This is a genomic window from Macellibacteroides fermentans, assembly GCF_013409575.1.
GTDB classification, from domain to species: domain Bacteria; phylum Bacteroidota; class Bacteroidia; order Bacteroidales; family Tannerellaceae; genus Macellibacteroides; species Macellibacteroides fermentans.
Genome location: NZ_JACCCY010000001.1, coordinates 1,110,547 through 1,136,148, shown reverse-complemented (window position 1 = coordinate 1,136,148; position 25,602 = coordinate 1,110,547). Strand labels below are relative to the sequence as shown.

The following is a 25,602-nucleotide window of genomic DNA, read 5'->3' as shown; positions in this document are numbered from 1 at the left end:
AGTAGCTAGTAATCAGAGATTCTCGTCATGTGGGTGTTGTAGCGAAACTTCGTTGTACCGGTGGCTCCGTTACGGTTCTTCAGGATGTTGATGGTGCCAATACCCACCAAGGATTCGCCGTCATCGCCTTTGCCATTGCCCTGCAGTTCGGGGCGGTTGATAAAGTACACCACGTCCGCCGCCTGTTCCAGTACCCCGGAGTCGCGCAGGTCGCTCAGCTTGTGCTTATAGTTGTCGTTGCGCTTCTCAATCTCACGGTTCATCTGTGCTATCACGAGTGCCGGAATATTCTCTTCCACCGCCAGGTCCTTGATGCGCTTCATGGCATGGCCCAACGAAGTAGCCAGGTTCTCGCCGTGGGCATTTCCCAAATCCAACTGGTTGATATAGTCCAGAATCAAGAAGTCGCATTGCTTACGTTTACGTGCCAGCTTTACTTTGGCGCGGATATCTTCGGGTCTTGCCGATGGGATGTAGTCGATGTAGATGGGCAGTTCACGCAGCGTTGTTTCGTTCAGACTTTTGGCAACAGCAATCTCTGTTTCGGTAAGTCCGTGCATACGCAGGTTCTCCGGGGACACATTGGAGAGCGACATGAGGATACGTCCATAAAGCTGTTCCATACTCATCTCCAGAGAGATGATATAGACCGGTATGTTTTGAAGGGCAATCTGTACAGCCATGTGAAGGGAGAGGGCTGTCTTGCCGTGGGAGGTTAGGGCAGAGGCAATGGCAACCTCGCCCCTCATAAAGCCACCCATAATGTTATCCATGCCTTTAAGGCCAGTGGAGTAGCCCACCGAAGTACCGCCGTTTTCCAACAATCGGGTGTGGCGGGCAACCACCTCCTGACCGATTTCACTGATCTGTCGGGTGCTGGTGCTGTTAACGCCCATGCCGGCAATCTCTTCCAGCTTGCTGTTTGCCAACTGTAGGATTTGCTCTACGGGAATGTCCCGGCTACCGCACTTTCCGGATAGCTCCATGGCCAGCAGACGGAGGCTGTTACGCTGGTACTCTTCCACAATCAGATCGGCATAAGTGGTAACGTGTACATCGTCCACTACAGACAATAATCCGTCTCCCACGTAGTTTAGTCCGTTCATCTCGGCATATAGCTCGTGGTCCAGGGCCCGCATCTCGTGTTCTACCAGGGTGTAGTCCATGGCTTTTCCGTTGTTGAAAAGCTCGATAATTCCCTTGTATATCAGCGCTAATTCGCGGCTGGTAAGCATTTCTGCTGTAACGCGAGGATAAACCTGACTGCTTTCGGCTACTCCCGTAAGGAGAGCGCATACGAAACTGATTTCGTTTTTGAATCCAATATTTTCTGATTTCATGTTGTTTGTTATTTAAATTTAGGGTTAACGAACTGCCTGTCGGCGCCAACTTGCCTTTCGTGTTTTCCTGTGATTTTTTTATTTTTACCTTCCCAATGTTATTGTGTAGATGACTATCTGAAGATGGTTTTTTGTTTGCTTTCTACCTCTCTTCATCCCTTTTTTTAAGGGCCCGTAATTTCTCCAAATCAATCTCAAGCGGGGGAATGTCGCAACCCTTTACGTGGTGCTCGGGGTAGTAATTTTCTACCATCACACCCAGTTTAGGCTTTTTAGCTTTGGGAGCTGCATCTTCTGCTGCTTTATCACCTCCGTTGGTTTGCTTGTACTGGGCACTTTTCTTACCCACAATGCAGTCGTAAGCTACCAGAGTGATGCGGGTGCCGCCTCTTACCTGTTCGGTGCGGATGATGTTTTCTCTTGTAAACTCTGCCATGATGCGGGTCCACTGTCTGCGGCCTGTTTCAAAACGGACAGCCAGTTCATCCTGATTAACAATCAGCTCTCCCCTGAAGCAGGTGTAGATCCGTCCATCCAGAACTACATCGCCTTTGGCAAAGTAGACTTTTTGGTAGAAGTAACTGAGGATCCTGGCTCTGAGGGCTGTCTTTTTACAGCTGCTCTGCTCGTTATCCACGATTACCCGGGGTATGTTGTAAAACCCGCTTTTCAGTAAATTCTCCATGGCAAAAAACTTATTCATTGTATCGATTTGTTAGTTAATTAATTATGTTTTGTTTGAATGTCCAACTCAAATGTCGCCTACTACCCTGAATTGATGCGGGTTTTGGCTTCAAAATGTCCAACTCTATGTCCAACTCTTCTTAAATATATTATGCATATTCAAATACTCTTTTAAAAAAAACCGGAATTCAAAGACTTTCCATTACTGAGAATGCTTCAGACAATCGCTATTGTCTTTCCGGATTTGTTTTGCCCTCCGACCGGGCTTTGGTTAAATCGCTTCCGCAAGCGGAGGAGATTTGTTTCGTTCATTGCTTGAAATTGCTTTCGGCTGCAATGATACGACATGTTTTTGGAAGGTCAAAGTATACTTTTTTGACGGTTTTATTAATCTTTCGATCATTGACTGTGTTCCTTAATCTTCTTTATTACAGACTCATACGCGTTTATTACGGCAAATTTATCAGTCAAATTATACTCATTTTGTATACTTTGAAGCCTGTAATTTATTTTTAGCAGCTTACCGATGCACTTCAGGAAATGCCTTTTGGAGCTAAATTTTATGATTCGTGCCATACTAAGCCCCACAATTACTAAAAAGAACTCTCTGGCCAGCAACCTGTTTTTCTCATCACGATTTTTGCGGCAGCTATGCTCATTCAGTTCGAGCATGAAATTCTCGTAATGGTAATTCTTGTCCCACTCCTTATGCATGGTATGCAACCTGGGGAGGAAATAGCTTTTGAATTTGTTCTTAAAAACAATCTGTTCCTTGTTGTTAAAATAGGCGGGATCGTTTATGTATTCCATAATTTCGAGGATGATAGAGAGCGCATATTCATCCTTCCTTACATTGGCTAAAAACAGCTCGAAGTTGTAAGGGTTGGCTCCGCAATAGGTCTCGATCAACTCTTTAAATCGAGACCTTTTCTTCTTTAATTCGTTCATAATTTGAATTAGTTTATACGTTTGTAAAAGCATATTTTATAAGTTTATTTTCAAAAAAAAGCACAAGGTTTCCCTGTCTTGAAATCAATTGATTTTAAGACTCAGATAAGTTTATTTGAGTGTTGAAATAAGCTTATTTTGAAGTTCAAATAAGCTTATTTAGGACAGTGTGGAAGCCTTGGTTTTTTCAGGGTTCTCCCAGTACGGAAACGATGTGTTGCACCATTTTGGGGGTTAACCGTTTGTGTCCTTTTTCCCATCCTTCCTGTTGGAGGAGGTGGAGGAGTTTGGGATTGCCGGTAATCCAGCGTTTAAGTTGTTTGGAGGCCGAGGCCATGTTTATATCGGGCGAAAACAGGGAAGATAGCTCCCCGAAACCATAACTTTTAATAGTGAACACTTTCATTTAAGATTAAAAAATAAGATTAATAATATTTTATATCTATTATCAAAGATACATTTATAAGTTGGTATTTGCAACTTTTAGGGACGTAAATATCTATAATTAGGTATGCTGTAAAGCATATGCAAAGTGGACATATCTATACTTATCTCTACTTAAGTGGACATAGGTGGACACAAGTGTACACAAGTGGATTTGAGATTTCGGGGGGTGGTATATTTGTACTGTTGATCAGCAAAGCATTTATTTATAAACAATTAAAAACAATTTAACGATGGCTTTACAATTTACCGTTGTACGACGGAAGGATATGAGAAAGAATGCTGCGGCAGACAGTAAACTATTTTACGGTCAGACCAAGGCGAGTATGAAAATGGATTTCGATAAATTCTGCGAGGCAGTGGGCGATTACTGTACGGCCTCCAGTGCGGATGTAAAAGCGGTGCTGGATGCCACCACCCATACCCTGGCTTCCAGACTGGCGGAAGGCTATGTGGTCCAACTTCAGGATCTGGGAAATTTTCAGATGCTGGCCGGTAGCGGGGGAGCAGATACGGAGGAGGATTTTTCCTCTGTGATGTTCAAGAGACCTAAGATCGTGTTCCGTCCGGGCGCAAAGTTGCGTTATATCATCAATAACGCAAAGTTCGAAAAGCAGGTGGTTAAAACGATAACCGTAGAAGAAAAGTGCGATAAAGAGCACGTGTACTAACCCCAAGGCCCCTCCCGGAGGTTTAGTTCCTCCGGGGTGTGGCTTTTTATCTTGAAAACTCAATACAAACCTTCAATTCCAACACATGATAAAAGAGATTTTTGTACAGCAATTTTATCCCCTGGCCCAGGCGGCGGGGAAACTATTTAATATCAATCCGGTAGTGGTGCTTGCCCAGGCTGCCATCGAAAGCGGATGGGCAGAAAGCAGATTATCCAAAGATTATAATTCCTTTTTTGGAATAACCGGCTACGGTGGTCCAACCGATTATTGGGCAGGCGAAAAAATACGGCTCAACGAAACGGGATTGCTGTTTCGCAGTTATGCTTCGGCAAGGGATAGCTTCTTCGATTTTTGCCGACTCATACGAAGCTCGTATACCGTTGCCGCAAACGTAAGCAATGTACCTGCCGCCTATGCCCAGGAGATAGCCTACAGCCGATACATCAGCGAGGTAAACGGCGACAACCGCCAGAATTACAAACGGATGCTAATACGGATTTCCGCCGATATGGAAAGGCTGATAGCATTGCAGTTTCCGGAACATAAAGATTGATTCTCAACACAACCCCTTAAAACAAACAGAAAGATGAAACAAGTAAAACAGATCATTGAATTTATTTTGGTAGTGGCAAGCTGCTTTTTTCGGAAAAGGAAACAGCAAAAAGTCCACCCTCACGTTCCTGAAGATCCTTATCCTCCTGGCTCTTGTAATGGAAGAAAAGGAGATTGCCCTGGCTGCCCTGGGTGTAATTGTAACCCTCAGTCAGCGCCCGCCTCCGGATACCACAGCGCCTCCGAGCAATGTGGAAACTCCTGTCAATCCAATCCCTATAGCCAACCGGGTGATTCCGGACAGTACGGTCAAAGGCAGCGCCCCGGTAATATGCCCAACGAAAGGGCCGACGGAACCACCCCCGCCACCGGAGCCGCCAACCTGCTTGGTTGGTGTCTGATAGCAGTTGCCGGAACCAGTTACCTGTATAAGTTATTGGTTTAGGCTTCATACCATCAACCTTCATCTAGGTTGATGGTTTTTTAAATCACTAAAAGCAAGATGTCAGTTATGATAGACGATAAATAAATAGATGATGCTGTAAATAAGAATTTTATTACAGAAAAAGCGTTGGGTAAAATCAGGTAAGTCTTTGTAGGGCAAGGACGGAGCTTTGGCTCCTTTGCTAAACAGTATTCTTAATGCAGCATTGGAAGGAAAGATGGAAGCTCCTATAACAGAAGAGGAACGAAATTTTGAGAATAGTCGTATTGGTAAGATACAGAAGCCAGTTCAATCTAATCGGGGTACGACAGCTCAATAATTAACCATTAAATTTGGTGAACGATTTAAAATATTATAGATTTGTCGCTCGTCGGGACGGATGCTCCCGAGCCATGCCGCTGGGCGTTCCTCATGGCGATGAGTTTAGAATGAAAATTTATATCGTATAATACCTATAATCTGATATTATGTATGCAATAGAAACAAAGGATCTATCATTTAATTACAAAAAGAAACCCCTTCTAGAGAGCCTTGACTTGAAAATTCCAACTGGTAGCATATATGGCTATTTAGGTAAAAATGGTGCTGGTAAAAGTACAACAATCAAATTATTGTTAGGCTTATTACCTGCTTTGCAAAACACTATTTATCACAATGGTTTAGAATTAAACTCGCATAAAAGAGAAATACTTAGTATGGTAGGAAGTCTGGTTGAATCTCCAGCATATTATGGAAATCTAACTGGATATGAGAATCTTCTATATTTGAAGAATATTTACGGATGCAATAGTCAAAAAATTTATGATGTATTGCAAAAGGTGAATCTTATGGGGGATAAAGATAAAATGGTGAAGAGGTATTCATCAGGGATGAAACAGCGTTTAGGTATTGCAATGGCATTATTATACGACCCAAATACCTTAATTTTGGATGAACCATTGAATGGATTAGACCCTGAAGGTGTTTATGAGATAAGAGAATTAATAATAGATTTGAAAAAGGAGGGAAAAACAATATTGTTATCTAGTCATATTTTAAGTGAAATACAGAAAACATGTACACATGTGGGTATATTGCATGATGGAAGATTGTGTTACCAAGGAACTTTAGTAGAACTTATGAATAATGTTTCAGTTGAAATCAATATTCAGTCGAATGATATATTAAAAATTCAACAAATTTGTATGGAGTCAAAGATATTAATTAATGCCATTGAGCAGAACAATATTTTGATTACCCTAAATAAGGGGGAGCAAAAAGATTTCATGAATAAGTTGGATAATGAAGGGGTTAAAATACAGAAGTTTGATAGTGTTGATAAGGATTTGGAAGAAATATACTTGAATTTGACAAAACGATAATATGAAAACATCTTTATACAGATTATTCAAAGGTGAAATCTTTAAGAGTAAACGAGAACTCGGATTATATTTTATGCTTTTATTCCCGATTGCGGTTTTTAGTTTCGTAGATGTATATATAATGTACGATTCTACGAACTTAACAGAAGTCTGCACCGTAAATCCGTGGGTTTTTATTCTTCAACGGTATATATGGGCTTTTTATACGTTATTGTATCCTATAGTTATATCTATTTTTTGTTTTTCTTTGTTTGATATTGAATATAAAAACGATTATTTAAAGAAATTATTCACCCTTCCGGTAAATACATCAAATATTTTTGGAGCTAAAGTGTTATATATAATAATGATGTCATTTATGTCGGCAATGATTTCTTATTTATTGTTGCTCCTCTCTGCTTTCATATTAGAAAACGTATATTCGATATACCCCTTTAATAGTTATGATTATAGCTTTGCGAATTTTATATTTTTTATCCGCCTGTTTATTGCTACGCTTTCAATTGCAAGTTTACAATTGTTGGTAAGTACATCGTTTAAAACCTTTGTTATTCCAATTTGTATCGCAGGAGTTGGGGTTGTTCTATCCCTGATTTCTCAAAGAGCAGAATTTGTAGTATTTATTCCATATTTTTCTTTATTTGATTTAATGAATAAGTATCAATATGGGAGTACAGACTTACTTGGTAAAGTAGAGATTATTAATGTTACTTATATATTTGTTTTTATAACATTTGCGTATTTGAAGTTTATCTCTCTATGCAAAAAAAGAATATAAACATTCGAAAAAATAACGAGTAACGTGTCAACCTTTTTAAAACAGCAGCACAACATCTAGTTTCGTTGCCTATATTGTTTTACAAGGCAAAAATACCAATTTCTTTCCGAACGAATAAGGAAAGGAATTGGTATTAATGCAATTTAATTCAGGATTAATCTGCTTTATATGTAGATGTTCTTACACATTCCTCCATGCTATCAGGGCAGTGTTGCCCTGCGAAAGCTGGTCGACTTTCTGTATCCACACCAACTCATTTTGTGCTTTTGCCTTCAGGAACGAATTCTGTGTGTCTGTTAATGCCAGACAGGCATTCACCACCCACCATTTGTTATTGATTCCGGCACGTTGCAGGTCCATCTGCAAACGCTCTGCTTCAAATACCGGAGTTGCTTCGGGCAATGTTACAATCACTACCTCGGTCTCTTTAGGATTACGTAAACGGGGTAATAGATTGGCTACGGCTCCGGTAACTTCTCCCTGGGTGCGCTCCACCTCCTTATGGTAGCTCTGAGTGGCATCCAGAAGCAATAAAGTATGTCCTGTTGGGGCGGTATCTATCACAACGATTTCATTGTCGGCTTTATCCACTATTTCGGCAAAGGCTTTGAATACAGCGATTTCCTGTGTACAGGGCGAGCGCAGGTCTTCTTCGATATATTCCATATCGGCGGCAGTCATAGCTTCGGCCGCTTTGCTGCGGACTTCGTTTTTGTATTTCTCTAAAACTTCGGCTTCGTCGATGCGGCTTACCGTGATACCAGCCTTAACGGCAAGGTCGTAGTTTATATGATTTGCCGGGTCGGTGGTGGTTAAATGTACCTTGGCACCCAGGGCGGTTAATTTAAGAGCTATATCGGTGGCCAGTGTGGTTTTGCCCACACCTCCTTTTCCCATGGTGAAAATAACCCTTTTACCGGAGGTGTACAGGTCGTTTACCAGTTGATCCACTCCCCGGGGCTGGGCGATGGGATTATAGTTTGCTTCACCAATAAGGCTGTCGCTGTACAGCATACGGCGTATGTTTGCAATACTCGATAAATTGTACGACCGCAAAGGGATCGTATATAGCGGGTAGTTGGATAGTTCCTGCGGCATGTTCTGCAAGGCATGCTGCTGTCTTTCGTGCAGCTGGTTGGATATTGCATCGCTTTTATCCAATTGTTGCAGTACCCCGTTTATTATCAGAAGCTGGTTTCTGATGCCCAATAATAACAATTCGTGAGAGGAGCGGGCGGCTTCGTTAAGAGGGGCGGCTTCCGGGCGGCTAACCAATACAAGCTGGGTAGTTTGGGCATTTGAAAGCGTTGCTACCGCTTTTTTATAGATCTCTTTTCGTTCTTCCAATCCCGACAACTGACCTAAACAGGAGGCTCCGTGGGTGCTTTCGCTGATAAAGGTACTCCAGGCCGAAGGAAGTTGCAGCATCCGGAGGGTATGCCCCGTTGGTGCTGTATCGAAGATGATATGGTCGTATTCATCCTGTTTCTGGATGTCTGTAATGAAGTCCGAGAACTCATTAAAAGCCGCAATTTCCACCGTGCATGAACCAGAAAGCTGCTCTTCCATGTTCTGAATAACACTTGCGGGGAGTTTTCCCTTGAATGGAGCGATCACCCGTTCTCTGTACTCTGCAGCTGCCTGCTCGGGATCCAGATTAACCACCGTAAGTCCCGGCACATCTGCAATGGCAGAACCGTGTCCGTTAAGCGGCTGATTGAAAACATCCTGCAGGTTGGAAGCGGGGTCTGTACTGATAAGAAGTATTTTCTTGCCCTTATCTGCCAGTCCCACTGCGGTTGCACATGCGATAGATGTTTTACCAACCCCGCCTTTTCCAGTAAAAAAGAGGTATTTTGTAAGTTCTATATTTGATATATCAAAGGCTTTCATTGTGATGTATACTTTTTTGATTGTTTTATTTTACGGGAATGAATTCCAGGTTCACTCCACTCCATTCGCTCATTTGCCTGGTGGTGGGGTAGGTTTTAGATACAGCCACCTCGCCATCCACCAGGGTGATGGGTAACGCTTCGGCTCCGTACTTCTGGAGGTAATCGTTTACAACCTGATTCGTAACATATACCTGAGGTTCGTCCCGCAGGTTATGCCGGGTTACCGTAATTCCTTGTTTTTTTAATGTTTCAATCACGACAGCAATACGCATTAATTCCGTACTGATATTTGTACCACATAATCCTGTGGGACAACACATCGCAGGATCAAAAATTTCAATCTTTTTCATCATTATTTATAATTTGATTGTTACTAATTTCTATAGATAAAACATGACCGCGTAATAGATCCCCACCGCGATGAATAGGATGGCTACTATCTTACGAAACCATTTTTCAAATACCTGTATCCGGTTATAAAACTTTCCCAGTCCGGCTACGCTATAGGCCAGCACCCAGGCTACCAGAATGACCGGCAGTCCGGTTGCGATCGCATATACCACTGGCAACAGGTAACCGCCTGCTTCTGCCGCCGATAGCGGTATCAGCATTCCGAAAAAGAATATTCCGCTGGAAGGACAAAAGGCAAGGGAGAATAGAATCCCCAGAAACAGGGCTCCCCAGCTACCCTTTGTTCTTTTCTTTACGTATTCTCCGTTAATGCTGATTTTAGGTATGTTCAATTTAATTAGATCGAGCATATAAATACCGATTACGATTAATAGCGGAGCAATCAGTATCTCCCCGTATTTGCTAACAGCCTTTTGTACCGCAAACATGCTTGCGCCCTCACGGAGGATCGGTATAAGGATGAAGCCAAGCACCGTATAGGTTACGACTCTTCCTAAAGTGTAAAGCAACCCGTTTATAAATATACGGTGACGGTTTTCAATATCCTTACCGATAAATCCTATCGCCGTAATATTCGTGGCCAGGGGACAGGGACTTACGGCGGTTAATAACCCCAGTATGAATGCCGTAATAACGGGAACGGAACTGTTCTCTAGTATCGATTGAAGAAAGTTCATTGCATTTTATTTTAGTAATTCGTCAATCTTGCTTTTGATGCCGTTTTTAAAACTGTCGGGGTCGCTTTTTGCATTGGCAAAGCCAAACTCGGTCATGTTATTGACCTCCTCGGTTCCATTTTTCCATCGGTTTACAAACAGTGAAGACCATGTTACTTCGTACTTGTCAGCAACCTTTTCATTCTCTTTTTGAGATATATCTATTATCTTATATACAATCTTTCCTGATGCAATTTCAGTTGAATACAGACTGTCTAATAGTGCTTTCGTATTTGCTTCGATAGCTTTGCAGGTTACACACCGCTGAGCTCCGTGAAAATAAAGCACTTCTATCCGGTCGGCCTGCTTTACGTCGGTACTTGCTGTTTCTGTTTTCTTTTCTGCGCCATTGCTGCAGGATATTAAAAGAATCGCTGCAATTAAAGTATAGAATAAATTTTTCATGGAAGGGAGATTATTTAGTAAGTAATTCTTTTATTTCTGCCAGCGATAACCGTTTACCTGCCGAAACAACTGTTCCGTCTATTACTAATGCCGGAAGGCCTAAAATGTTATATTCGATGATTTTAAGCAAATCTTCTTCTTTGGTCAGCGTGGCATCGCTTCCTAATTCGGCAATGGCTTGCTGAGTCGTTTCAAATAGAGTTTTGCAACTGGGGCAACCTGTACCCAATACTTTAATTTCCATTCTTAAATAGTTTTGTGATTAACAATATGATTGATTGTAGTTCGTAGAACAACGAACTTTGTCTCTAAAAAAAAGTGCTGTATTAATCACAGCACGAAATATCTTTGCACTTACATTCACCGAAAAATCCGGCAAATAAGTTACGGGCAAGTTCCCATTTCTCGCGATTGATGCAATACTTTACTTTCGGCGTTTCTATTTCACCCTGTATAAGTCCCACCTCTTTCAGCTCTTTGAGGTGTTGCGAAACCGTTGCTTTTGCTATTGGCAATTCTTCGTGAATATCTCCAAAGTAGCAACTTTCCTGTCTTGCTAAAAAATAAAGTATCGCCATTCGTGCCGGATGTCCCAATGCTTTTGCAAAGCGGGCTATCTCTTCCTGCTCTTGAGTATACTGTTTTGTATCCACTATCTATTTCCCCCTTTTGTTTGATGTTCGCGAAACTACGAACATTGTCTGAGGTGACAAAATAAATATGATTATTTTTTATAAAAAAATCCCAATTGCTTTCCTTTTGCTTTTGGAGAGTAATTGGGATAACTTTGGATATGGTAGAGAAGCTTTACTTAGAGGCAACCAGTTCCATGCTGCTTTGCAGCTTGTTGTCTTTGTCGTAAGTTTCGCTTTTTACAGTACCAACTCCGGGGGCATACCAGGTGACGGTGGTGGTGGTCGATTTTATCTTCATCACGGTGGCCTGGGCGGTCTGCGTCACTTTATGGGATTTATAGGTGCCGGCGGGTACGGTTACGTCTTCTATGGCCAGGCATTTGCCGTTGGTAAGGTTTACCTCGGTTTTCATTTTAATGAATCCCATATTCATACTCATCACCATATTGGCATCCTTCAGGGTCTGACCTACCTGCAGGTTGGTGGGTATTTCGGTGGGAGCTCCTGTTATCTCCATCTTAAGTTCACCCATCTGGGGCTGATCCTTCTGAGCAGGCATCATCGAATTTAAATCGAAATACATAATTCCGTCCTTTATATGGATGGTTAGCGGAATAGACATCTTGGCCTCGCCATCCTTGTTCTCTTTGTCTATTATTTCGCTCAGGTAGCTGATGGTCATGTCGTTGCCGCCGCCTTTGATGTCTGTTATGGTCTGCCTTACATACCCTTCCACCTTGCCTTTGTTGTTGAGTGTCGCATAGGTTTGTACGGAGCCTACCTTGGTTGGGAAAAAGATGTTCTGCGCTTGTAATCCGGTTACGGAAAGCATAATAAGAATGATGAGTGTAATCTTCTTCATACGAGTAAATTTTAATCGGGTTGTACTAATTTGTTTTTGAATATCAGTTGCTTATGTGATTCTTAAAAGTAAACGGAGTTGATAAATATGGCTCCGAAGATGGCTCCCACAACCATCGAGACAACAATAATGGATAGCAGGCATACAATGAAGTAGCCCATCATCTTATCTTCCGGAACTTTTAGCATGGGCTTCATCCCGGTGTACAATATGTAAAGTCCGTACAGCCCGGCAAGGGGAACCAGAAACGAGAGCGAGGGAATAAGGTAAAACACACCTGCCACACACATGGGGGTGTACGAATAGGCCACTACTTTAAAGGCTACGTTGAAGCTGCTGGTGGCCTGAAACTTGTCTGCCAGAAAGTCGATTACAAAAGCAGAGATATAGGCTCCGCCAACTATACCGAGGTAGGAGGAGATGGCATGTCTGAAGCCCCAGCCTATGGAGCCGGAATGGATGCCGAATACATTTAATCCGATAAAGCCCATTCCGATAAAGCCTGCAACTGCAGGGATTAATGCGAGCACAAGCAGGTAGGTGAGCACGTGACTGCTGTTTACATCTTCTTCATCAATGGATTGCCACTCTTTGGCAGGTGCCAGCAGCAGGTTTTTTGCGCGTTGATAGATGTTCATAACCGAATGTTTTTAAGGTGTAGATAACTAAATAAATGTATAAATGAGGTGTGGAAGCAGGTTGTAAACACATTTTCTACTTGTGGCTTTAATGTGTAGATAAGGAGCCCCGGTTACGGGTATGAATACAGGTCTGAATAATGCAAATATAGAATATTTAATGAGATTTTTACCTATCTTTGCATTTTATTATTTTAACATTCTACATGAAGAAATTGTTTGTAACCTTCTGTCTGCTATTGATTGCCTGCCCGTTGTTTCCTGTCTTCTTCAAGCATATAGGAATGAAAGAGGGCCTGTCTCAACTTTCTGTGATGTCTATCTATCAGGACGAGCTGGGACGGATGTGGTTCGGTACCCAGGAGGGGCTCAGCATGTTTAATGGCAATCGTACCTTTTCCTTCAAACCCGCAGCTACGGATGATCCCTTCAACCAGCTTAATTCCAGCTATCTGGGTAATAGTAATTTTCCCATCGACGGCGACAAGAAGGGGAGTCTATACATTGTTTCGGACGGTGCCTTGCTGCGCTATGATTTTAAGGAGGATAAATTCTACCGGCTTGCAGAGAAGGGGGTGCGTACAGTTGCTTACCAGGATAATAAGGTGTGGTTCAGTGCTTCCGATTCGCTTTATATATGGAGACCGGAGACGGGGAAGGCCGACTTTGTACTGAAACTGGAAGGGAATTATGTACAGGATATATTTGTGGATTCAAACAAACAGCTTTGGCTGGGTACGCTAAAAGGGCTTTACCTGGTTGGTAAAAACAGGCAGCTAAAGTGTGTGATACCCAACGAAGATATCTATGAGATATTTGAAGATTCCAAGGCCAATTTGTGGATTGCCACGCGCGAGAACGGTATGTATTGCCGGGATAAGGCGGGGGATATACGCAAGTTTATGCACGAGGCTCATAACCCCAACAGTATAACCAGCAACCACATACGGAGCTTTGCCGAAGATAATTACGGAAACCTCTGGATAGGTACCTTTACGGGCCTGAATAAGTACAATCCGCGGACAAATAAAATGACGGTCTACACCCGAGACGATCTGCCGGGCAGTCTTACCCATGCTTCGGTATTTGCCACCTATAAGGATGTGCAGGGTACTTTATGGATAGGTACCTACTATGGCGGGGTTCACTATTTTAATCCGGAAACGGATTTATTTACCTATTATTCGGCCGATGCCTCTCGTAACGATTGTTTGAGTTACCAGTTTGTGGGACACATGGTGGAAGATAAGGATGATAATATATGGATGTGCACCGAAGGGGGCGGGTTGAACTTCTTTGACCGTAAAACCAAGCGGTTCACCTATTACAAGGCGGATGAGGGTGAAAACAGTATCGCCCACAATAATTTAAAAAGCATCTGTTATAGTGCCGGGCGTAATAAATTGTATATCGGTACGCATACCGGAGGTCTGTCTGTGTACGATATCACTAAAAGAACCTTCCGTAACCTGAACGAAGTAAGTGCTGTATTTCGCGAAAAGGCGGGAAATGTTGTGAACCAGGTGGCTCTTTACAATGATACATACCTTATTATGCTTACCCGTAAAGGGATTTTAAAAATGAATCTGGATACGGAGGAGCTGACTTCCCTGTTTGATTCGGACGTAAACTACAACGGAATAACTTTTGCCATAGACGGTAAGGATAATATATGGATAGGCCAGTCTGCAGGAATACAGCGTATTAATCTGAAGAACGAGCAGGATCAGACCGTCTATCGGAACAACGAGAAGGGACTGGGGCGCTTTGGTATTACCAAGGTGTTTGTAGATCGTAACGGGCGTATGTTTTTCGGTACGCACGGAGGAGGGGTTTTTTCTCTGAACCGGGAAACCGATACCTTTACGCGATACGCGACCGATAACGACCTGCTGCAGAGTAATTATTGTTACGACATTGTGCAGTCCAACCAGGGCTACCTGATTATCTCGGGCGATAAAGGGCTGTCGTTCCTTTATCCTGAACGTAAAACGCTGAGGGCGGCCGAACTGGGTACGGCGCTTCCCATCTCTGCCATAAACGACGGATGTGGTATGCTGGTGTGCCGCAACGACGAGGTGTTTGTTGGTGGAACCGACGGAGCTACCTCTTTTTATGAGGAGGCGTTGTTTGCGGCTTCCAAAGACTATCGGTTGTACTTTTCGGAGTTATACGTTAATAATGAGCTGATTCACCCTTTGGGTAAAATCAAATCCATCCACGAGTCTTTTCCCTACCTTAAAAAGATTGTGCTCAAGCATAACCAGAACAACGTTACCATTACGTTTGCCTCTAATAATTACATCAGTACGCTCAACAGGGCTACCTACGAGTATCGCCTGGAGGGCAACAGCGATCAATGGATTGCCAATACCAACCGAGAGATTACCTACACGAACTTAGCTCCCGGCCGGTACGTTTTGCATGTACGCGAGAAGGAGTACGATCCGTCGGTGTTGCCAAAGTCCATCGAAATGGAGATTATCGTAAAGTCGCCTTTCTACGCTACTCCGCTGGCCTATACACTGTATCTGTTGCTGATAGCGGCTGTTCTGATTGTTTTCTACCGCTTTAAACATGCGCAGCTGGTGTTGCGCACCTCCCTCGATTATGAACGAAAGGAGAAGGACCGGATTGAGGAGCTTAACCAGGCCAAGCTTCAGTTTTTCTCCAATATTTCCCACGAGTTCCGTACGCCGCTTACGTTGATTATCGCTCAGATTGAATTACTTCTGCAGGGAGGCAGCCTGGCGCCTACGGTTTACGGCAAACTTCTTAAGATCTATAAGAATGCGAGCCAGATGCTCTCGCTTATCAGCGAACTGCTGGATTTCCGCAAACTGGAGCTGGGGCATATCACGTTGAAGGTTTCCGAACAGAATCTGGTGGGTTTTGTAAAGGATATATATCTGTCGTTTAACGAGTATGCCGTTAAGAAAAATATTGATTATCGTTTTCAGTCGCCCGCCGATTCCATCCTGTGCTGGTACGACGCCAACCAACTGCAAAAGGTGTTCTACAACCTGCTTAACAATGCGTTTAAGTTTACAAAACAGAATGGTACCATCGAGGTGGTGATGGAGGAGACCGACGGCGAGATCGTTGTGAAGGTGATAGACAGCGGGGTGGGGATAAACAAAGAGGAGTTGTCCAGGATATTCGACCGCTTTTACCAGAGTGAAAGCGGAAGGTACGAGGCCAAGACTTCACCCGGAACGGGAATCGGACTTTCATTGGCAAAGAGTATCATCGAATTGCATCATGGAGTGGTGACGGCCGAGAGCAGACCGGGCTACGGAAGCATCTTTATTGTGAGGTTGCCCAAGGGGGCGGATCATTTTTCCGATAATGAGATTTCGACGGATGCAAGGGACCAGGTTACCCAGCCGGCTCCGGTTGTATGGGACCGGGAGGCTTTGGCGGACGATCTTACGGCTGCCGGCCAATCCGATGAAGCCGACGGTGAGCTTCGCACGATGTTGATTGTGGAGGATAACGATGAGCTGTTGCAGATACTTACGTCGTTGTTTACCGGTTTGTACCGCGTTGTGGTGGCCCGCAACGGCAAGGAGGGGTTGCAGATGGCTATGGATGAGAAACCGGATATTGTGCTGAGTGATATCATGATGCCGGAGATGACCGGTACGGAGATGTGCGTGAGGATTAAAAACAACTTTGACCTTTGCCATATTCCGGTGGTGCTGCTTACAGCGCTTACTACCTCGGATCAAAGTATAGAGGGGTTGCAGCGGGGCGCCGACGATTACATTGGTAAGCCTTTCAATGCGAAGGTGCTGGTGGCACGGTGCAACAACCTGGTGCGGAACCGTATCATACTTCAGAAGAAGTTTACCAGACAGCAGAATTTCGAAACAATGGAGCTTGCCAACAATCCCATTGACCAGCGTTTTCTGGATACGGTGAGTCAGATTATATCGGATAACATTGATAACATGGAGTTTGATATGAATCTGCTGGCCAAGGAGCTGGGCTTAAGCCGCAGTTCGTTGTTTGCCAAGTTCAAGGCGCTGACGGGGATGACTCCCAACGACTTTGTGCTGAATTACAAATTGAAACGGGCGGCGCAGATGCTGAAGAGTAATCCGGATATGCAGATTGCCGAGATATCCGACCAGCTGGGATTTGGTTCTCCGCGGTACTTCAGCCGTTGCTTTAAGGCCCAGTTCAATATTACCCCGGCCGATTACAGAAAGAAGGAAGACAAGCAGTAATAATTGCTTGAAACCATACAGACCTGCCTGTACAGGTTGAAATAAAAAGGGTGCCCCGGTTTGTTGGGGCACCCTTACTTTTGGAATCGGTTTGTTAGTAAGTAGTCTTATTTTATTGGTTTGATAAGTCCTTTTTGCGTTTAAGGGCTTCAATAAAATAGTAATCGGCGTAATTTAATGGAACGTCTATCTCCGAGTTGTGGGGGATACTTCCAACGGAGTGCATCAGCACAAAGTTTTTGTTTTCGCCCAATACCGCCCGGTAGGCAGGCGAAGCCAGAGAGGTCATAATACTATCGGCATAGCTCTTGTAGGAAGCGGCGTTATCTACATCCATCGTACTGATTTCGTACAAGGCCGAGGCGATGCACGAAGCCGAAGAGGCGTCTCTCGGTTCGTTGGGAATGCCCGGTGCATCCATGTCCCAGTAGGGAATAAGATCTTTGGGCATGCTTTTGTGATTCTTCATGAAGTTGAAGGTCTTGATGGCCTGGTCTATGTATTTACGGTCGCCAGTCTCGCGATAGCATACCGTATATCCGTAGATTGCCCAGGCTTGTCCCCGGCTCCAGGCCGATTCGTGCGAATATCCCTGTGCGGTGTGACGGTTTCTTACTGCTCCGGTCTTCATGTCATAATCAATCACATGGTAGCAACTTCCGTCCGGTCTGAATTGCTCAGCCATGGTACGGTCGGCATGTGAAACGGCAATCTTGTAAAAGGTGGAGTCGCCGGTAAGCCGGGTGGCATTAAACAACAGCTCCAGATTCATCAGGTTGTCCACAATAACCGGGCACTGCCAACCGCGTTCCGATTGCCAACCGCGTTCCACATTCCACGACTGGATGATACCCGGTACTTCGCGGAAGCGGGTAGACAGCGAACGGGCTGCCTGGATAACCACCTCTTTGTATACAGAATCGCCCGTGAGGCGGAGTCCGTTTCCAAAGCTGCATTCAACGATAAATCCCACATCGTGATGCCAGGTAAGGTTCTTGGCCTCCTCGATGGCCATCGTATATTTCTTTGCCAATGGCAGCAGGGCGGTATCTCCTGTCAGCTCGTACAGGTACCATACCGAACCGGGGAAGAAACCGCTTCTCCAGTCGGAAAAGTTACAATAAAATACCGAGCTGTCCGGTTTGATGGTCACCGGATTCAGAATCTTTCCGCTTGCTTCGATGGTTTTGATTTCGTTACCTATCTGGGCGTGGACAAAAGCAATGTTTTCGTCCAGGAAATTAGTTTTAGCAGGCTTTGTTCCTACGCAGGCAGAGAGCAAAGCCATGCATGCAAGTGCAATCGTTTGTTTCATGTATTCAAATTTGTGTTTTGTTATTTTACGGGTTGAATGGTAAAGACATACTTTCCTTTCAGGGAGCTGTTTTTGGCATTCAGCGAGATACGGTAGATTTCCTTTCCCCATACATTAGATAATCTGGGATCCGTAAGTTCGATAACCTCTTTCGCAGCAGAGAATGCCTGTTTGTCGTATACCAGTTTCATCTTTTCGCCATTCACGTTGATAAGTACCTCGCCCGGAGCCGACAGGTCGACATTTCCCCAGGTTAAGAAGTTGACCTGATTAGGGGCGACTATCTTGTTTAATGTAAAGGCATCTTCGATTCGTAAGCCGGCATCCGACAGGGTGTAAGATCTTACCCACGATTTTACCTCGCTTTGCGACGGGTAGGCCGAAGCGATATCTGCCGAGAAGGTGTTCTTACGGGGGTTGAATTGCACCCGGGTTGCTTTGTACTGTGCGCCGAAGGATTGAGGCACTCCGTTGATCATCGGCAGGTTATGGTAGTTGCTTTGCATGGTCCAGATGGAGTACCGCTCGCTGCTGAAGGTCTGACGGGTGTAGGTGCCCACACCTGCATCGATAAAGACAGGAGTGGTGTTCTGGTACAACGAGAATGTGCCCGCATCGTTGTGATTATGACTTTCGTTGTTGTATCCTCCCTTGGATGCAAAGAAGAGCCCTTTCTTATTGCTCATGTAGCAGAATTCGGTTTCGGGATACCAGGTGTAGGCAGGAACCTGATAACTGGCCTTTTCCTGCGCCATTTCGTTTGCATACAGAACACTTTGCAAGGTGCGGAAGATATCCCGACCGGAAGATAAGCTGCTGCTTCCCTGTTTTTGAAGGAAGGCGGCGTATTGCTTCATCAGCGGGCTGTTCACCGCTTTTCCGTAGCGGTAGATTATTTGTGCATCGCCTCCGCCTTTGGCCGAAGCGTCTGCAAAGTTAACCACCCATCCGTTGCCGACGTACGAGCGTACAATGTACTCGCCCATATTCTTTATCATGGGTTGGTCGAAAATAGATATTTTACCTCCGGTGCCGTCGTACAGCATCTGCAGGTAGTCGTACATCTTACCGGCTGCGTGCCCCCAGTAGGAGGGACCCTCTTCGCAGGCTCCGTCTTCGTGGGTGTAATTGATAAACTTATCTACCGACGTCATACTGCGCCACACCGCTTTGGCCAATACGTCCTTGTCGTTTTCCAGCAGCATGAAGCATTGCAGCGCATTGAAGTTACACCAGGGATTCCAGTTGTTTACCATACCGCCCGGCTGCAGGTTGAACGCCATCCACCAGAAACGGTCCACATTCATATAGGTATCCAGGATGCGCTCCTGCAGCTCCTTGCGCAGACGCTGGGAGATAACCGGATCCACCTTGTCGAATTCCTTGTTAAAGAAGTAATAGGTCCACGACAGCAAAGAGCCCATATCGCCTGCAGTAAGGTCGATTATATGTTCTTTGTAGTCGGGCAGCGAACGATGAGACAACTGTGCTCCCTGCGATCCGAGGTGGGCCGACAGTACCCAGGATGTCATTTCGCAGGATTGGAAAACACCGTTTATCAGCTGATCGATAAAGCGTCCTTTTCCTTCTGCCAGCTCGGCCATCATTAAATCGGCGATGGCTCCGTTATTTTTTCCAAATGGATCTTCCATGATCTTTCGGTTGCCGCTCCTTTCGTACTCGAGGTAATCGGTTGCCTTAACCACCTGCCATTGATAGTCGAGCAGTTTCTCTCCCCGGGCGATTATAGCATCTTTGTTGGATCCCAGCAACTTATCCCATCCGGCTCTGTCGGCATAGGCAGGGTAGGGAACCCATTTCTGATCCATGACCAGCGAGGCCTTTACTTTGTCCAGATCGCCCTCTTTCTGTAATAAGTTACGCTCCGTATAGGCAAACCCCGGAAGGCATACGATGGCGAGGAGGCAGCATGTGAAGATTTTAAGTAATGTATTCATATTCAATATTATAATGTGGTTTGCATGTTTGTGTCATGTAAGCATATGAAACTAATCCTGCATCTAAGATAATCAAAAAGGGCAGACAAAAGTGAGGTCTGCCCTTCTATTATTTTAAGTGTTATCCATTATGTTACTACATCAGATCAATCCCAACCCGGATTTTGTGTGAGTGCTTCATTCTTTTCAATTTCAGTTGCCGGTATAGGCCATAGATAATCACGTTCGGTAACTACTCTTGTGAAATATCGTTTACCTGTAAATCCGTACTCTTCTTTGTTTGAAAGCGTCATCAATAATCCCCAGCGGCGCAGATCGTCGAAACGGTGTCCTTCTCCGGCAAGTTCAACGGCACGTTCTTGTTTGATGCGTTGGAATACCTGCTCTTTGGTTCTGGCTTCCAACCAGGACGGACCGCTGTTGAGGGCTGCCAGGTTAACGGAAGGACGCTGACGAACCTGGTTGATCAGAGCTACGGCTTCGGCTTGTTTGCCTGTTTCGTTATAACATTCGGCCAACATCAGCAACACGTCTGCATAACGGATAAGCGGGAAGTTGATGGGCGTGTGGGCACGGTTGTTTATACCGCCGTCCATATTGTACTCTGCAACGAACTTACGCCACAGATACGAATCCCATTGTTTGTTGTTGCGGATAAATCCATTGGATTCGTTTGTACCTACAGCAACCACAAATTCGCAGTCCTTACGGGCGTTAGACACCCAGCCTTTGTAGTTGGTATACGGCAGGATAAGACTGATGTTCATACGTGGGTCGCGTTGTTTGTACATTTCAAGCAACAACTCCTTGCTCTGGGGATAGGCAACCACCGTTTTCTTGTCGGCCGACAAAGTTGCACGGAATGTTTTATCCTTTACGGTAGCGCTTTCGTTGAATCCGGGAACAATCTCGTTCCAGTTGAAAGGGCGTCCGTCTTTGTATTCGTACATATCCGCCAGGTCGGTAGAAGCCATCACGTTATTCCAGCAACTGCCAAAAGAGGAGCGTGAACCCATATAGAAAGTCATAGGCATACCGTAATCCAGACCAACTCCACCCGAATTCTGGATGGCAAAGATCATCTCGCTGCTCTGGTCGCCCGTTGGTTTAAACAGATCTTCATAGCTTGCATACAAGGCATAGCCGTATCCTTTGCCCGTAGGGTCGTTTACAATCTCTTCGAAGTTTGCAGCAGACGCAGCATATTGCTTGTCGAACAGTAAAACCTTTCCTTTCAATGCATAGGCAGCCCCTTTGGTGGCTCTGCCGTAATTGGAATTATCCCATTTAACCGGCAACGAAGCAATGGCTGCATCCAGGTCTGCCAGAATAAAATTGCGGGTAGCTTCCAGTGTGGCACGTGGCTCCATCATGTTGTTGAAGTCCTTATCTACAATAAGTGTTTCGTCGTACAATGGCACACCGCCGAAGAAGTTCATCAAGGTAGAGTAGTACAACGCACGCATGAATTTAGCTTCAGCAATGTATTGATTCTTGATATCGTCTGTTGTTTCTACACTGGCGATGTTCTGAATCACGGTATTGGCTCTTACCACGCCGTCGTACAGGGTCTGCCAGCGGTTCACGATCTGTCCCGTTCTGGCGGTGTAGGTTCCAAGGTACACGTTTACATACCCCGGATCGTCGTACCCAACTCCTAAATCTGAAAGGCAGTCGAGGCCATATACCGTACCGAAGGCATTCTCACTTTTCATCACATTGTATACACCCATCATACCTTGTTTAGCCTGACTCTCGGTTTTCCAGAAAGTACCCGAACTCACCTGGTCGTATGGATATCTATCCAAATCATAACATCCGCCAAGTAATAGTAGCGATGCCATCGACACCAATATTTCTTTATATCTTTTCATAATTGTTTCCTCTTAAAATGATAAATTTAATCCAATAACAGCCTGCTTCATAGTTGGATAGTTTGTGTTTGAAACTTCCGGGTCCATTCCTTTGTAATCTGTAAAGGTGAAGAAGTTCTCCAAACTACCGTAGATACGTACCCGCTCGATATCAAGTCTGCTTAACCAGCTTTTAGGAAGGGTGTAACCCAACTGGATGTTTTTGATCTTGAGGTATGATTTGTCCTGTATCCACAAGTCGCTGTTTTGAGTGTTACGAGAATTGGAGTAATGCAACAAACGGGGGAAGGTTGCGTCTGTACGGCCTTCGGTCCATCTTCCGTCCACAATATCCTGATTTATCTGATAGCCCAAACGTACGGTTGGCGTGTAATAGGTATCGCGGTATAGCATTTGGATGCCGCTTACTCCCTGGAACAGTACAGAGAAGTCTATTCCCTTGTAAGCTGCAGTAAGATTCAAACCGTAGGTAAAGTCGGGATTCGGACCGTTACCGATGGTGGTGCGGTCGTCGTCATTAATCAAACCGTCGTTGTTGAGGTCTTTATACAGTACATCTCCCTTTTCCGGTTTTCCGTAGGCAGCGAACGGATTCTTCTGTTTGCCTGTAAGTTCATCCAGCGGAGCATTATCCACAATCTTTTGTACATAGGCAGCATCCTCGTCGGTCTGCACAATGCGGTCAACTGTCAGCACATACTGCGTATTGATGGGTAAACCCTCCTTGATCATGCTGGATCCTGACAATGAGTAATCGTCGCCCTTAAACTTGGTTACTTCGTTCTTCAACCAAGTAACATTCCCGTTTATACCGTAAGAGAAATCACCTATCTTGTCTCTCCAGCCCAATGTTAATTCAAGACCTTTGTTAACTACGATCGCGCTGTTCTGTTTGGGGATAGAGGCATTACCATGTACTGCAGGAGCAGGAAGGTCGATAAGGATACCGTCGGTCTTTTTGTGGAAATAATCCAGTGTACCGCTCATCCGGCCATTCAGGAACCCAAAGTCAACACCGATATCCATAATCTTGGTAGACTCCCACGTAAGAGCTGCATTGGCGATAGCCGTCTGCGATACACCCATGGCAAGTGCATTATTCAGAATGTAGTTTGTAACCGAGTAAGTAGACAAAGCACTGTAGTTACCTGCATTCTGGTCGCTTCCACCTACGGCATTGTTACCCAGTGAACCGTAAGACACGCGCAGTTTGAGGTTATCCAGCCAGGTGGAGGTAAGCTCTTTCATAAAACCTTCCTGGTCGATACGCCATGCTGCAGAAACCGATGGGAAATAACCCCAGCGCTGATCCGGCAGGAATCTGGAAGAACCGTCGGCACGCATATTAAGTTCGAGAAGATACTTATCCGCCCAACCCAGGTTGATACGGCCAAAATATGAACGCATGGCCCATTCCACACGGGTACCTCCCGCCGAAGCGTCACCCACAGCACCATTGATTACGCCCAATCCCGGATCCACAAGGTCCAGTTTGGTTGCATTGAACCACTGCCATCCGTATTGCTCCTGACTGGCTCCGGCCATTACATTCAGATCCAGCTTATCCATAAATCTGTTTTCGTAGCGGGCAACCACATCCATAAAGTTTCTTTCCTGTTTGATGTTCTTGTTGGTTACCGAAGTACGGCCAGTACCGGCTTTGGTGATGGTATTGTTCTGGAAGTTCCACAAATCGATGAACACCGGTTTGCTCTCCTGTTGCTCGTCCACCATCTCGTAGGAATAAGAACCCGTCAGCGAAAACCCTTTTAGGGGAGTCAGCGTACCGAACATACGGGCTTTTGTATTTCTTTTCTGGTAATTTCCTGTGATGGAGTTCAAACGGTACAACGGGTTGTTGTTGGCCGACTGAGCATCGTCTTCCAGGTTGTTCATGGCACCGTAACGTCCGTCGGGAGCCCTGAATACCATCCCAGGAGTGGTGGCACTACCGTAGGTGAACACATCCGAGATTTTATCTGTTCCCGGTTCGGTTCTGGCAACATATCCGCTTAAATTAGTACCCAGTTTCAACCACGATTTTACGTCGGCTTCCACATTGGCACGAAGGTTGAACTTCTCGTATCCCGAATTATCCATTACACCCGGATCATCCATATATCCGAAAGCGGTATAAAAACGTATCTTTTCTGAACCTCCGCTCATAGAAATAGTATGATTGGTGGAGACAGAGGTGCTGAATGTAGCATCAATCCAATCCGTATTGGGGTAAAGCAGCTGATCGCCTCCTTCGTTGCTTCTCCACAAATCAATGCTTTCCTGCTTGAAAGGAATGGGCTGATTCGAATTTTTATATCCTTCGTTTACCAGCTCCATGTAGTTGGCGTAATTGCTTACCGATTTGAGTGTCTTGCCGATGGATTCGAACGAAACATAGCCGTTGTATTCCATCTTCAGGGCCCCTTTCTTACCTTGCTTGGTGGTGATAAGGATTACCCCGTTGGCGGCACGCGAACCGTAGATTGCTGCCGAAGCCGCGTCCTTTAATACAGAGAGGCTCTCAATATCCTGAGGGTTTACGCTGTTTATATTACCTTCGGTACCATCGATAATAACCAATGGAGCGGAGTTGTTAAGCGTACCCTGACCACGAACCAGGATGGATGAATTGTCGTTTCCGGGACGGTTGCTGGACGAGGTAACCTGTACCCCTGCCGCCATACCGGCAAGACCGTTGGAGATGTTAGTGATAGGACGTCCGTCGGTCAGATCGTCCATATTTACAGCCGCTACCGATCCGGTAAGATTTACCTTCTTTTGCGATCCGTAGGCAACCACAACCACCTCTTCCAGATTTTTGGAGTCCTCCTTCAGCTTAATGGTGAAATTTTTCTGATTACCAACCGGTATCTGTTGTTCTGTGTATCCGATGTAAGTGATTACCAGTACTGAATTTGATGAAACGCTGAGTGAGAAGTTTCCGTCCAGATCAGTGATGGTACCATTGCTTGTGCCTTTTTCTACTACGTTGGCTCCAATAATGGCTAAACCAGACGGGTCGGTTACCGTACCTGTAATGGTAGATTTTGCCTGTTGAGGAGAAGAACTGTATACACTTTCTTTGGAAGGAACCAGACCCGATTCTGTTGCTCCGGCCTGAGCGATTCCAACGGGAGTGAAAAGTGCGATGGCACTTACAAACACCGTTTTTTTGAGATTAAAATAATTTAAATTGTTCATCATAATAACAATAGACTATTGTTGGTTTAATAATATAAATTTAGTCGCGTTTTATAAAGTCCATTCCGACTTTCTAAGGGAGGTCATGTTTTCATGCTGATGTTTGTAAGTATTAAATGATTTAACAAATATTTCTTTAAAAGATGTTGACAAAAGTAGAGGTTAGTGTCTGGTCGAAACATACAAATTAGTCTGAAATAAGTGTCAAAATTGTCCAATACCGATGTATTAACG

General features: G+C 44.7%; 22 protein-coding genes and 1 pseudogene. 7 read left to right on the top strand and 16 right to left on the bottom strand.

The annotated features are described in order from the left end of the window. Window positions 1-5: 5 nt before the first annotated feature. The 4 genes from F5613_RS04810 to F5613_RS04795 all read right to left on the bottom strand — a co-directional run bounded on the left by F5613_RS04810 (window position 6) and on the right by F5613_RS04795 (window position 3,378). Window positions 6-1,340, bottom strand: coding sequence for a replicative DNA helicase (locus F5613_RS04810; protein ID WP_068185923.1), 1,335 nt, complete (start codon window positions 1,338-1,340; stop codon window positions 6-8). A gap of 142 nt (window positions 1,341-1,482) precedes the next feature. After that, window positions 1,483-2,043, bottom strand: a complete 561-nt coding sequence (locus F5613_RS04805; protein ID WP_068185927.1) for a hypothetical protein — start codon at window positions 2,041-2,043, stop codon at window positions 1,483-1,485. A gap of 380 nt (window positions 2,044-2,423) precedes the next feature. Further along, window positions 2,424-2,972, bottom strand: a complete 549-nt coding sequence (locus tag F5613_RS04800) for a hypothetical protein (protein ID WP_179398871.1) — start codon at window positions 2,970-2,972, stop codon at window positions 2,424-2,426. A gap of 187 nt (window positions 2,973-3,159) precedes the next feature. Continuing rightward, window positions 3,160-3,378: a DUF4248 domain-containing protein gene (locus F5613_RS04795; RefSeq protein WP_068178820.1), complete on the bottom strand. Its 219-nt coding sequence runs from the start codon at window positions 3,376-3,378 to the stop codon at window positions 3,160-3,162. A gap of 271 nt (window positions 3,379-3,649) precedes the next feature. Between F5613_RS04795 and F5613_RS04790 the strand changes: the two genes are divergently transcribed. The 6 genes and pseudogenes from F5613_RS04790 (at window position 3,650) to F5613_RS04770 (ending at window position 7,226) form a co-directional block, all read left to right on the top strand. Continuing rightward, the gene (locus tag F5613_RS04790) at window positions 3,650-4,087 is read left to right on the top strand and encodes an HU family DNA-binding protein (protein WP_068178817.1); all 438 of its coding nucleotides are present in this window, start codon (window positions 3,650-3,652) and stop codon (window positions 4,085-4,087) included. A gap of 85 nt (window positions 4,088-4,172) precedes the next feature. Next, a complete protein-coding gene (locus F5613_RS04785) occupies window positions 4,173-4,643 on the top strand; it encodes a glucosaminidase domain-containing protein (protein ID WP_179398870.1) in 471 nt (156 codons plus the stop codon). 33 nt (window positions 4,644-4,676) lie between these two features. Beyond that, the gene (locus tag F5613_RS04780; protein WP_179398869.1) at window positions 4,677-5,087 is read left to right on the top strand and encodes a hypothetical protein; all 411 of its coding nucleotides are present in this window, start codon (window positions 4,677-4,679) and stop codon (window positions 5,085-5,087) included. 154 nt (window positions 5,088-5,241) lie between these two features. After that, a pseudogene (locus F5613_RS16675) lies at window positions 5,242-5,391 on the top strand (IS256 family transposase); the annotation flags it as partial. A gap of 163 nt (window positions 5,392-5,554) precedes the next feature. Continuing rightward, a complete protein-coding gene (locus F5613_RS04775) occupies window positions 5,555-6,448 on the top strand; it encodes an ABC transporter ATP-binding protein (RefSeq protein ID WP_179398868.1) in 894 nt (297 codons plus the stop codon). 1 nt (window position 6,449) lies between these two features. After that, the gene (locus F5613_RS04770; RefSeq protein ID WP_179398867.1) at window positions 6,450-7,226 is read left to right on the top strand and encodes an ABC transporter permease; all 777 of its coding nucleotides are present in this window, start codon (window positions 6,450-6,452) and stop codon (window positions 7,224-7,226) included. A 180-nt stretch (window positions 7,227-7,406) separates the two neighbouring features. On the opposite strand, the gene arsA is transcribed toward F5613_RS04770, so the two are convergent. The 8 genes from arsA to F5613_RS04730 form a co-directional block, all read right to left on the bottom strand. Further along, a complete protein-coding gene (gene arsA, locus F5613_RS04765; RefSeq protein ID WP_179398866.1) occupies window positions 7,407-9,119 on the bottom strand; it encodes an arsenical pump-driving ATPase in 1,713 nt (570 codons plus the stop codon). A 25-nt stretch (window positions 9,120-9,144) separates the two neighbouring features. Continuing rightward, window positions 9,145-9,471, bottom strand: a complete 327-nt coding sequence (arsD, locus tag F5613_RS04760) for an arsenite efflux transporter metallochaperone ArsD (RefSeq protein ID WP_068185969.1) — start codon at window positions 9,469-9,471, stop codon at window positions 9,145-9,147. 30 nt (window positions 9,472-9,501) lie between these two features. Next, window positions 9,502-10,209, bottom strand: coding sequence for an aromatic aminobenezylarsenical efflux permease ArsG family transporter (locus F5613_RS04755; RefSeq protein ID WP_179398865.1), 708 nt, complete (start codon window positions 10,207-10,209; stop codon window positions 9,502-9,504). 6 nt (window positions 10,210-10,215) lie between these two features. Continuing rightward, window positions 10,216-10,653, bottom strand: coding sequence for a nitrophenyl compound nitroreductase subunit ArsF family protein (locus tag F5613_RS04750; protein WP_179398864.1), 438 nt, complete (start codon window positions 10,651-10,653; stop codon window positions 10,216-10,218). A gap of 10 nt (window positions 10,654-10,663) precedes the next feature. Next, complete coding sequence (locus F5613_RS04745) at window positions 10,664-10,897, bottom strand: thioredoxin family protein (protein ID WP_068185976.1); 234 nt, start codon at window positions 10,895-10,897, stop codon at window positions 10,664-10,666. An 82-nt stretch (window positions 10,898-10,979) separates the two neighbouring features. Then, window positions 10,980-11,306, bottom strand: coding sequence for an ArsR/SmtB family transcription factor (locus tag F5613_RS04740; protein ID WP_179398863.1), 327 nt, complete (start codon window positions 11,304-11,306; stop codon window positions 10,980-10,982). 154 nt (window positions 11,307-11,460) lie between these two features. Then, complete coding sequence (locus F5613_RS04735; RefSeq protein WP_179398862.1) at window positions 11,461-12,150, bottom strand: TapB family protein; 690 nt, start codon at window positions 12,148-12,150, stop codon at window positions 11,461-11,463. 62 nt (window positions 12,151-12,212) lie between these two features. Then, entirely contained in the window at window positions 12,213-12,788 is a 576-nt protein-coding gene (locus F5613_RS04730; RefSeq protein ID WP_179398861.1) for a Yip1 family protein, read from the bottom strand. A gap of 206 nt (window positions 12,789-12,994) precedes the next feature. Here F5613_RS04730 and F5613_RS04725 point away from each other — a divergent pair, with 206 nt between their 5' ends. Continuing rightward, window positions 12,995-17,020 (top strand): hybrid sensor histidine kinase/response regulator transcription factor, encoded by a 4,026-nt coding sequence (locus F5613_RS04725; protein ID WP_179398860.1) that lies wholly within the window; start codon window positions 12,995-12,997, stop codon window positions 17,018-17,020. Between the two features lie 112 nt (window positions 17,021-17,132). Here F5613_RS04725 and F5613_RS04720 read toward each other — a convergent pair whose 3' ends face one another. The 4 genes from F5613_RS04720 to F5613_RS04705 all read right to left on the bottom strand — a co-directional run bounded on the left by F5613_RS04720 (window position 17,133) and on the right by F5613_RS04705 (window position 25,371). Beyond that, window positions 17,133-18,308: a glycoside hydrolase family 88 protein gene (locus tag F5613_RS04720; protein WP_246303356.1), complete on the bottom strand. Its 1,176-nt coding sequence runs from the start codon at window positions 18,306-18,308 to the stop codon at window positions 17,133-17,135. Between the two features lie 47 nt (window positions 18,309-18,355). After that, window positions 18,356-20,293, bottom strand: a complete 1,938-nt coding sequence (locus tag F5613_RS04715; protein WP_179398858.1) for a heparinase II/III domain-containing protein — start codon at window positions 20,291-20,293, stop codon at window positions 18,356-18,358. A 146-nt stretch (window positions 20,294-20,439) separates the two neighbouring features. Next, entirely contained in the window at window positions 20,440-22,167 is a 1,728-nt protein-coding gene (locus tag F5613_RS04710) for a RagB/SusD family nutrient uptake outer membrane protein (RefSeq protein WP_179398857.1), read from the bottom strand. 12 nt (window positions 22,168-22,179) lie between these two features. Beyond that, a complete protein-coding gene (locus F5613_RS04705; protein WP_179398856.1) occupies window positions 22,180-25,371 on the bottom strand; it encodes a SusC/RagA family TonB-linked outer membrane protein in 3,192 nt (1,063 codons plus the stop codon). Window positions 25,372-25,602: the final 231 nt, after the last annotated feature.